The following is an 8178-nucleotide window of genomic DNA, read 5'->3' on the forward strand; positions in this document are numbered from 1 at the left end:
TTTCACGGCTTTGTCGAAGCCGAGCCGTGGCTCTCATTCGGCGGACCCTACCGGAACCCGGAGGACATGGCTGCGATCTACCGGGAGGTTCATTTTTCCTGGGCCATCGATTTTTTCGAGCAGGGGCTGAATTCCGAATGGCTGCTGCCCAACCGCCTCTATGAGGGCTGCCGCTTCGGCGCCGTGCCGATCTCGATGGGCAACACCGAAACCGGCCGCTTCCTCGACCGGCAGGGCATCGGCGTTCTTTTGCCTCAGGCGACGCCCGAGGCGCTCGAAGCTGCCCTCGGCGATATGGAGGAGCATCATTTCGGGACGTTGCGGGCCCGTGTCCATGCCCGCAATCCGCGGACCTGGAGCCATGATCGCGGCGATTGCCGGGCGCTGGTCGAGAAGCTGCGCGGCTTGGCCTGCGTGCCCGATCCATATGCCGCCGAGGCACTGGCATAGCATGGCTGGGGATGGACACAGGTCGATGACGCAAACCGAAATGCATCCGTCCAGCCTGATCGTGATTCCATGCCTGAACGAGGCGGCCCATATCGGTGCGCTGCTTCATCAGCTTCGGCCGGCGGCCGGAAGGCTCGGCGCCAGCATCGTTGTTGCCGATGGCGGCAGCACCGATGGCACGAGGACTATCGTCGAGGAGATCGCTGGCAAGGACCCGCGCGTCATCCTGCTCCACAACGAAAGGCGCCTGCAGAGCGCGGCGATCAATCTCGCCGTCGCCCGTTACGGCGAAGGCGCCGATTATCTCATCCGCATCGATGCCCATGGCGGCTATCCCCCCGACTATTGCGATCGGCTGGTCGAGGAGGCGCTGGCCACCGGCGCTGATTCGGTCGTCGTCTCGATGCTGACCAGCGGCAGCGGCACCGTGCAGAAAGCCGCCGCTGCGGCGCAGAACTCCAAGCTCGGCACGGGTGGCTCCAAGCATAGGCATCTCTCGGCGGGAGAGTGGGTCGACCACGGCCATCATGCGCTGATGCGGATATCTGCCTTCACCGCGGTGGGCGGCTATGACGAGACGTTCAGCCACAATGAGGATGCCGAACTCGACTACCGGCTCCGCCAGGCCGGCTATCGGATCTGGATCAGCGGCAAGACCCAGATGGTCTACTATCCGCGCTCGTCGCTGAAGGGCCTGTATTTCCAGTATCTCGGCTATGGCCGCGGCCGGGCGAGGAACGTTCTCAAGCACCGTATGATACCGAAGATCCGGCAGATGGTGCCGCTTCTGGTGTTTCCGGTGGTGCTGCTCGCGGCCTTCTCCTTCGTCCATTGGCTGGCGGCCGTGCCACTGCTGCTGTGGGCGTCGGTCTGCCTCGGCTATGGCGTGTGGACCGCCATCAGCCAGCGCAAGCCCGATATTGCGCTGGCCGGGATCTCGGCGATGGTCATGCATTTCGGCTGGTCCGTCGGCTTCTGGCTGCAACTCCTTGGACCTCGATCGCAGCGCGGGGCGGCGTGATGGGCAACACCGTCAAAAACAGAGGCATCGACATTTGCGTCTGCACGTTTCGGCGGCCGGAGCTTGCCGACACGCTCCGTTCCCTGGCTGCCATGGACATGCCTCCGGGGTTCGATATCGGCATCATCGTCGCTGACAATGACGATGCGCCGACGGCCGAGCCACTGGTGACGAAGCTGGCGGAGGAGCTCAAGCTGCCGATCCGCTACCGGCATGCGCCGGCACGCAACATCTCGATCGCCCGCAATGCCTGCCTCGACGCCAGCATGTCGGATTTTGCCGCCTTCATCGATGACGACGAAACGGCGTCTTCGCGCTGGCTGGCCGAGCTAGTTGCCACGGCCGAGGCGAGTGGCGCGGCCGCCGTGCTCGGCCCGGTGCGGGCGCTCTATGCGCCGGACGCGCCCGACTGGATGCGCAAAGGTGATTTCCACTCGACACTGCCTGTCTGGGTGCGCGGCGAGATCCGCACCGGCTACACCTGCAATGTCCTGCTCAGGATGAGCGCCGACAGTCTGCGCGGTCGACGCTTCAGCCTGGCGCGTGGCCAGACCGGCGGCGAGGATACCGAATTCTTCGACCAGATGGTCAAGGCCGGCGGCCCTATCGCCTTTTCGCCCGAGGCCTGGGTCGACGAGGTGGTGCCACGCTCCAGGGCGGCCTTCGACTGGCTGAAGCGTCGCCGCTTTCGTTTCGGACAGACGCACGGTCACCTGCTCGGACACAACGCAGGCGGTGTGCGGCGCGCGAAAGAGATCGGCATCGCCTCGGCAAAGGCGGCCTATTGTTTCGCCATGGCGCTCCCCGTCGCCATCAATCCGGTGCGCAGGAACCGCAGCGTGCTTCGCGGCATCATGCATGTCGGTGTCGTCAGCGGTCTGATCGGCGTGCGCGAGATCCGCCAATACGGCCTGCCCTCGCCGCAGGAAGGGGGCAAGCATGCAGCCTGACGTCAGCTTTGTCATTGCCGCCTACAATGCCGAGGCGACCATCGACCGGGCGATCAGCAGTGCCATCGCCCAGCGCGACGTCTCCGTCGAGGTCATCGTCGTCGACGACAAGTCGCGCGACCGGACGCTCGACCTGGCGAATGCCTGGCCGCGAGATGTCGTGCGCGTCGTCGCCCTTCCCGCGAACCGCGGCCCGGGCGGCGCCAGGAATGCGGGGCTCGAACTTGCCCGTGGCCGATGGGTCGCGGTGCTCGATTCCGACGATGCGGTCTATCCCGGGCGGATCTGCGCCATGATTGCGCGGGCGGAGAAGGCCGGTGCCGAGATCGCCGTTGACAATCTCCAGGTCGTTCGCGAGGACGGCGTCGCCGAAGAGACGATGTTCCCGGCCGACTATCTCGAAGGCTTAAGTGAAATCTCGCTGGCGGACTACATCGCCGGCAATGTGGTCTTCGAATCCAGGTTCAACCTCGGCTATCTCAAGCCGATCTTCCAGCGCCGGTTCCTGAACGAGAACGGGCTTCGTTATGATGAGCACCTGAGCATCGGCGAGGATTATATCCTGTTGGCCAGTGCGCTGGCCAAGGGCGGCAGATGCGTGGTCGAGCCGACGACCGGCTATGTCTACCATATCCGCACCGGCTCGATTTCCCGCGTGTTGGAACTTCATCACGTCGAGGCGATGCGTAATGCCGATATCGTCTTCGCCAGAACGCATTCGATGGACGCAAAGGCCGAGGCCGCCTTCGCCAGGCGCACGCGCAGCCTGCGCAAGGCGGCGTCGTTCCTGTCGCTGGTCCAGCACATCAAGGCGCGGTCGCCGCTCAAGGCGATATGGACGGCGCTCAGCGATCCGGCGGCGGTCAGGCATATGGGCATGCCGATCGCCGTCCGGCTGCGAAGGGTTGCGGCGCAATTTGCCGTGGGTGCGGGGGAGGTGAAGGGTGCGGGCAGGTGAAAATGGTTTTCACGGGCCTGCGACAGGTTGAATTCGATCTCCTCAGAAGGAACATGCGATGAAGAAAGTCAGGAAGGCAGTCATACCGGTGGCGGGGCTTGGGACGCGATTCCTGCCGGCAACCAAATCCATGCCGAAGGAAATGCTGCCGGTCGTCGACAGGCCTGTCGTGCAATATGCGGTTGACGAGGCGTTCGAAGCCGGCATCGAGCACATCGTTTTCGTGACCGGTCGCAACAAGGCGGTCATCGAGGACTATTTCGACCTTCATCCCGAACTGATCGGAACCCTGGAGCAGACCGGCAAGAAGGCGCAGCTTCTGTCGCTCGAGAGCCTGCTTCCGGTGGCCGGTGCCACCAGCTTCATCCGCCAGCAGTCGCCGCAAGGTCTCGGCCATGCGGTCTGGTGTGCGCGCGAGGTCATCGGCGACGAGCCCTTCGCCCTGCTGCTGCCGGACATGGTGTCCTTCGGCGGGCGCGGATGCCTCGCTGAAGTCGCCGACCTTTATGCCGAGACCGGTGGAAACGTCATCGCCGTCGAGCGCTGCGACCCGACCGAGACCAGCAAATACGGCATTGTCGGCCGCGGCGCCGACGTCGGCGCGGGCTTCGAGGTGACGGCCATGGTCGAAAAGCCGGCTCCAGCCAATGCGCCTTCGAACTACTACATCAACGGCCGCTATATTCTGCAGCCCGAGATTTTCTCGCTTCTGGGCAATCAGCAACGCGGCGCCGGCAATGAAATCCAGCTCACCGACGCCATGGTCCGTCTCTCCCAAAGCCAGGCCTTCTTTGCCCAGCCCTTCAACGGCCGCATGTTCGACTGCGGTTCGAAAGAAGGGTTCATCCAGGCCAATATAGCCTTCGCGCTTGCGCGAGATGACATGAAGGAGCCCATCTTCGATATGCTTCAGGAGTTCGTCCGGTCACATGAGCGCCGGGTCGAAGCCGCATAATGCCCATTTTTTGGGAGCATCAGTGTATGGATGGCGACGCAAGGATAGGCGAAGCGTTTGGCCGCCAGGTCTCGCGATATCTGGCATGACGTTTGCATCGCGTATTCGCTGATGCTCCCGATCGCACCTGCAAACTGGAATTGGACCGAAGATGAATTATGCCAACTTTCCTCTCGACAAGAGGAAGCCATTGCCGAATTCCGAAGCGGTGAACGCTGAAGACTTCATCGATGTCGAGCGCCTGCTCGCCATGGCGGCAAGGCAGGCGAAGGTGGTTGCGGCATGTGCCGCGATCGGTCTCTTTCTGGGCGTGCTCTATCTGCAGACCACGCCTCCCACCTACATAGCGACGAGCAGCGTGCTGATCGACGAAGGCTTGAACAAGGTCGTCGACGATATTTCGGCGGCGTCGGTCAGCATGCAGACCGACTCGGCCATTCTGAGCCAGCTCGAAATTCTCCAGTCGGCGAGACTGGCGGCGGTGGTCGTCGACAAGCTGAAGTTGGACAAGAACGACGCTTTCATGAATCCTCCGACGTCGGCCGTGGCGAAGGCTGGCGGCTTCGTGCGCGGCGTGATCCGGTACTTCCGCCCCAACCCCGTCGCGGGCGGCGCCGACATCAGCCAGCTCGATCCGGCGACGCGTGACGCGATGGTCGCTTCATCAGGCCGCGATTACGCAATCCTCAAACTGCAAAGCGAGGTGCAAGCGCAGCGCAGCGGCCGAAGCTTTGTGATCTCCATCGCCTATCCGGCGAAGGATCCGGCGCTTGCGACCGCGATCACCAAAGCCTATGCCGACGCCTATCTGGCCGATCAGCTCGATGCCAGCTTCGATGCGACCGAGCGCGCGGCGGTCTGGCTGCAAGGCCGGCTGACGGAGCTTCGCGAGAGTTCGCAAGCCGCGGCGCTCGCCGTCGAGAAGTTCAGGGCCGAGCATGGATTGGCCGTCAATGACGGCCAATTGATCAGCGACAAGCAATTGGCGGACCTCAATGCCCAGCTCATCGTCGCGCAGGCCGATACCGCTCGCGCCAGCGCCCGCTACCAGCAATACAAAACGATTATCGAAAGCGGCTCGGAAAACGCCTTCAAGGATGCCGCCATATCGAGCGACCAGCCGAGCAGCTCGGTCATTGCAACGCTCAAGACCCGCTATCTCGCGGTCGCCAAGCGGCAGCAGGATGTCGAAGCCAATTTCGGGGCTCAGCATCCCCAAGCGGTCGCGCTTGCCAAGGAGAAGGCCGATATATCGGCGCAGATCTTCGGCGAACTGAAGCAACTGACCGAAGGCTATCGCAACGAATACGAGGTCGCCCTGGCGCGCGAGACGGCGCTCCGCGCAAATGTCGCGTTGGCGGCCGGCAAGAGTTCCATCGACAACCAGTCGCAGGTCAAGCTGCGGGAACTGGACCAGAAGGCAACGGCGCTCGCGACGCTCTATCAGACGTTCCTCGGCCGTTATGAGGAAGCCTCCCAGCAGCAATCCTTCCCGGTCGGCAAGATCCGCGTCATTTCGGATGCGTCGATGCCGCAGTCCGCGGCAACCCCGCGCACGTCCATCGTGCTGGGACTGTCGCTTGTGCTGGGCATGATGCTGGGAGCCGGCGTTGGTGGGCTGAACGAATTCAGGGAACGGTTCTTCAGGACCGGCGAGGACGTTCGCGATCGCGTCGGTCTCAAATTCCTCGGCTACCTGCCAATGATCGGCAGCAAGGCCGCCAAGGACGACAAGCGCGTCGATGGGCAGGCGGACAAAACCGCCAAATCACCCTCGAGCGCCGAAAAGCGTGCGCGCATGCGGGTGAGTGTCGACGCCCCGGCGTCGATGTTCTCCGAGACGCTACGCAGCGCCAAGATCGCCTTCGACGTGGTGATGGAAGGGCAAGGCAGCCGGGTTATCGGCATGATTTCGGTCCTGCCCGGCGAGGGCAAGTCAACGGTCGCGGCCAACCTGGCCGGATTGCTTGCCGCCAACGGAGCAAGGACGCTGCTAGTGGATGGCGACCTGCGCAACCCCGGTCTCAGCCGCGGCCTTGGCATGGAGGCCGAGCAGGGACTGATGGAAGCAGTGGTCAGCGGGCAGACCTGGCAGTCCGTCGGCAAGATCGACCGGCAGACGAAGCTGGCGATCGTGCCGTCGGTCCCGCGCGGTCATTTTTCGCATACGAGCGAGCTGCTGTCGTCGGCCGGCATGCGGCGTTTCATCGACAACGCCAGGGAAACCTTCGAATTCATCATCGTCGACCTGCCGCCGCTCGGCCCCGTGGTCGACGCCAAGGCCTTCGCTCCGCTTGCCGACGGCTTCATTCTCGTCACCGAGTGGGGGCGCACGCCGCGTGCCATGGTGCAGTCCGTGCTAAGTTCGGAACCCTATATCGCCAACAAGATCGTCGGCGTCGTCCTCAACAAGGTCGATCTGAAGAAGCTGGCGAAATATGGATCGATGGGCGGATCGGAAAAATTCTTCGACAAATATTCGACCTACTATCTGGAAAAATCGGAAGCCCGGACAAAGACAAACGCCTGAGGCGGCCGCCGCGGCCCTGCCTGCTCGTCCCCAAGCGGCTAAGCAAGTCGGGCGTTACGCGGCCCTGAGGCGATAGCGGAAAATGGTGTGGTCGAGCAGGAGGCGGATGCGTGGTTCGGCCTCGATCGCGACCAGCCAGCTTGCCGCGATCATGGTTGCTCCAACGACCACCATAGACAGCAGATACGGCACCCCGGCTCGCACCAAGGCGCCAAGAAGGGCTGCGCCGACCACGTCGTGGATCAGGTAAAGGGGATAGGTCATCAGGCCGATCCGGCGCCAGCCGCTCCAGGACAGGTCAAGCCGTAACGACCATGCCATCAGCGCCATGGCGGCGAGAAACAGGACGATCGGCGGCGCGTAGGGCATCGCGGCTTCGACCTTGACGCTGCGGACGTCGACCGCGCTGATGATCTGCAGCAGGCCGCCGGCCAGAAACAGGGCGCAGAAGACGAGGCGGGCGGGCGTTACGGCCTTGAAACGCATCAACCAGAACAGCACGCCTGTCGCAAAGAAGCATCCGTGATGCATCAGGAGAAGGTCGAGCCATCGCGCCTCTGCAAGGTTCGACCAGTCGAAAAGGAAATACAGGCACCAGAAAAACGTGCTGATCGCGCCGAGCGCGATTGCCACCGCTTCCATCAGGTCGAAGCGGCCGAGCCGCAGCAGAATCCACACGATGGCGTAGAAGGCTATCTCGATGCCGAGCGTCCAGTAGACGCTGTCGACCCAGGGGTTGAACGGAACGAACAAGGCGGTGCGCACGAGCCTGACGACCGCGTCCGTCGGCCAGCTCAGATCGACGAAAAGCAGCACCATCGCGGTGATAGGCGCGCAGATCCACACAGCCGGCGCCAATCGTTTCACCCTTGCCTCGAAAAACCGCAACGGCGTCGAATGCTCGGCGCTGAAGGCGATGACGAAGCCGCTGATGACGAAGAATATCTGGACGCCGACCCATCCGAATTGGACCAGCCCGCCTATCTCCGGCTGTGGGGGCACGCCGCCCGTCGCGCGCGCCGAAACGCCCTCGGGGAAAGCCCATACCCAGAAGCCGTAGTGGTAGAACATCACCATGACGGCAGCCAGAAAACGCAGGATGTCGACGCCGCCGAATGTGGTTTTTTGCTGAGCCATGCCGTGCCTTCGGGATGGCCCCCCACGCAAAGTTTAGGGTCTATTGCTGCATTGCACAACAGACGATTGCAATGCGGGATGAATTCGGCAATTCATCCCGCGCCGGTTTTCGGAAAGATCATGCCCAAATAAGAAAAACAGGAGCCCCATCCCGATTTTATCGGGATGGAACAGGCT

At 62.9% G+C, this 8178-nt stretch carries 6 protein-coding genes and 1 pseudogene; 6 read left to right on the forward strand and 1 reads right to left on the reverse strand.

Annotated elements, in window-relative coordinates; all coding sequences use genetic code 11:
• From CN311_RS30945 to CN311_RS30970, 6 genes and pseudogenes are all read left to right on the forward strand, one after another.
• A pseudogene (locus CN311_RS30945) lies at positions 1 to 450 on the forward strand (glycosyl transferase family 1); the annotation flags it as partial.
• A gap of 25 nt (positions 451 to 475) precedes the next feature.
• Complete coding sequence (locus CN311_RS30950; protein WP_165779910.1) at positions 476 to 1471, forward strand: glycosyltransferase family 2 protein; 996 nt, start codon at positions 476 to 478, stop codon at positions 1469 to 1471.
• On the forward strand, positions 1471 to 2421 hold the full coding sequence (locus CN311_RS30955; protein ID WP_097577378.1) for a glycosyltransferase family 2 protein: 951 nt from the start codon (positions 1471 to 1473) through the stop codon (positions 2419 to 2421). Before CN311_RS30950 ends, CN311_RS30955 begins: the two co-directional genes overlap by 1 nt.
• Positions 2411 to 3379: a glycosyltransferase family 2 protein gene (locus CN311_RS30960; RefSeq protein ID WP_097577379.1), complete on the forward strand. Its 969-nt coding sequence runs from the start codon at positions 2411 to 2413 to the stop codon at positions 3377 to 3379. Before CN311_RS30955 ends, CN311_RS30960 begins: the two co-directional genes overlap by 11 nt.
• 58 nt (positions 3380 to 3437) lie before the next feature.
• Positions 3438 to 4334 carry a UTP--glucose-1-phosphate uridylyltransferase gene (locus CN311_RS30965; RefSeq protein WP_097577380.1) on the forward strand — a complete coding sequence of 299 codons (897 nt, stop codon included), beginning with the start codon at positions 3438 to 3440 and terminating at the stop codon, positions 4332 to 4334.
• A 151-nt stretch (positions 4335 to 4485) separates the two neighbouring features.
• Positions 4486 to 6864 (forward strand): polysaccharide biosynthesis tyrosine autokinase, encoded by a 2379-nt coding sequence (locus CN311_RS30970; RefSeq protein ID WP_097577381.1) that lies wholly within the window; start codon positions 4486 to 4488, stop codon positions 6862 to 6864.
• A gap of 54 nt (positions 6865 to 6918) precedes the next feature.
• Here the strand turns inward: CN311_RS30970 and CN311_RS30975 are convergent, their stop codons facing one another.
• The gene (locus CN311_RS30975) at positions 6919 to 8001 is read right to left on the reverse strand and encodes an acyltransferase family protein (RefSeq protein ID WP_097577382.1); all 1083 of its coding nucleotides are present in this window, start codon (positions 7999 to 8001) and stop codon (positions 6919 to 6921) included.
• Between the last annotated feature and the right edge of the window lie 177 nt (positions 8002 to 8178).

The sequence above is a fragment of the Mesorhizobium sanjuanii genome (assembly GCF_002529485.1).
In the GTDB taxonomy this organism is placed as follows: Bacteria; Pseudomonadota; Alphaproteobacteria; order Rhizobiales; family Rhizobiaceae; genus Mesorhizobium; species Mesorhizobium sanjuanii.

Excerpts from the sequence above, each read along its gene's own strand:
- CN311_RS30950 (WP_165779910.1), top strand. The coding sequence starts at position 476 with ATGACGCAAACCGAAATGCATCCGTCCAGCCTGATCGTGATTCCATGC.
- CN311_RS30955 (WP_097577378.1), top strand. The coding sequence starts at position 1,471 with ATGGGCAACACCGTCAAAAACAGAGGCATCGACATTTGCGTCTGCACG.
- CN311_RS30960 (WP_097577379.1), top strand. The coding sequence starts at position 2,411 with ATGCAGCCTGACGTCAGCTTTGTCATTGCCGCCTACAATGCCGAGGCG.
- CN311_RS30965 (WP_097577380.1), top strand. The coding sequence starts at position 3,438 with ATGAAGAAAGTCAGGAAGGCAGTCATACCGGTGGCGGGGCTTGGGACG.
- CN311_RS30970 (WP_097577381.1), top strand. The coding sequence starts at position 4,486 with ATGAATTATGCCAACTTTCCTCTCGACAAGAGGAAGCCATTGCCGAAT.
- CN311_RS30975 (WP_097577382.1), bottom strand. The coding sequence starts at position 8,001 with ATGGCTCAGCAAAAAACCACATTCGGCGGCGTCGACATCCTGCGTTTT.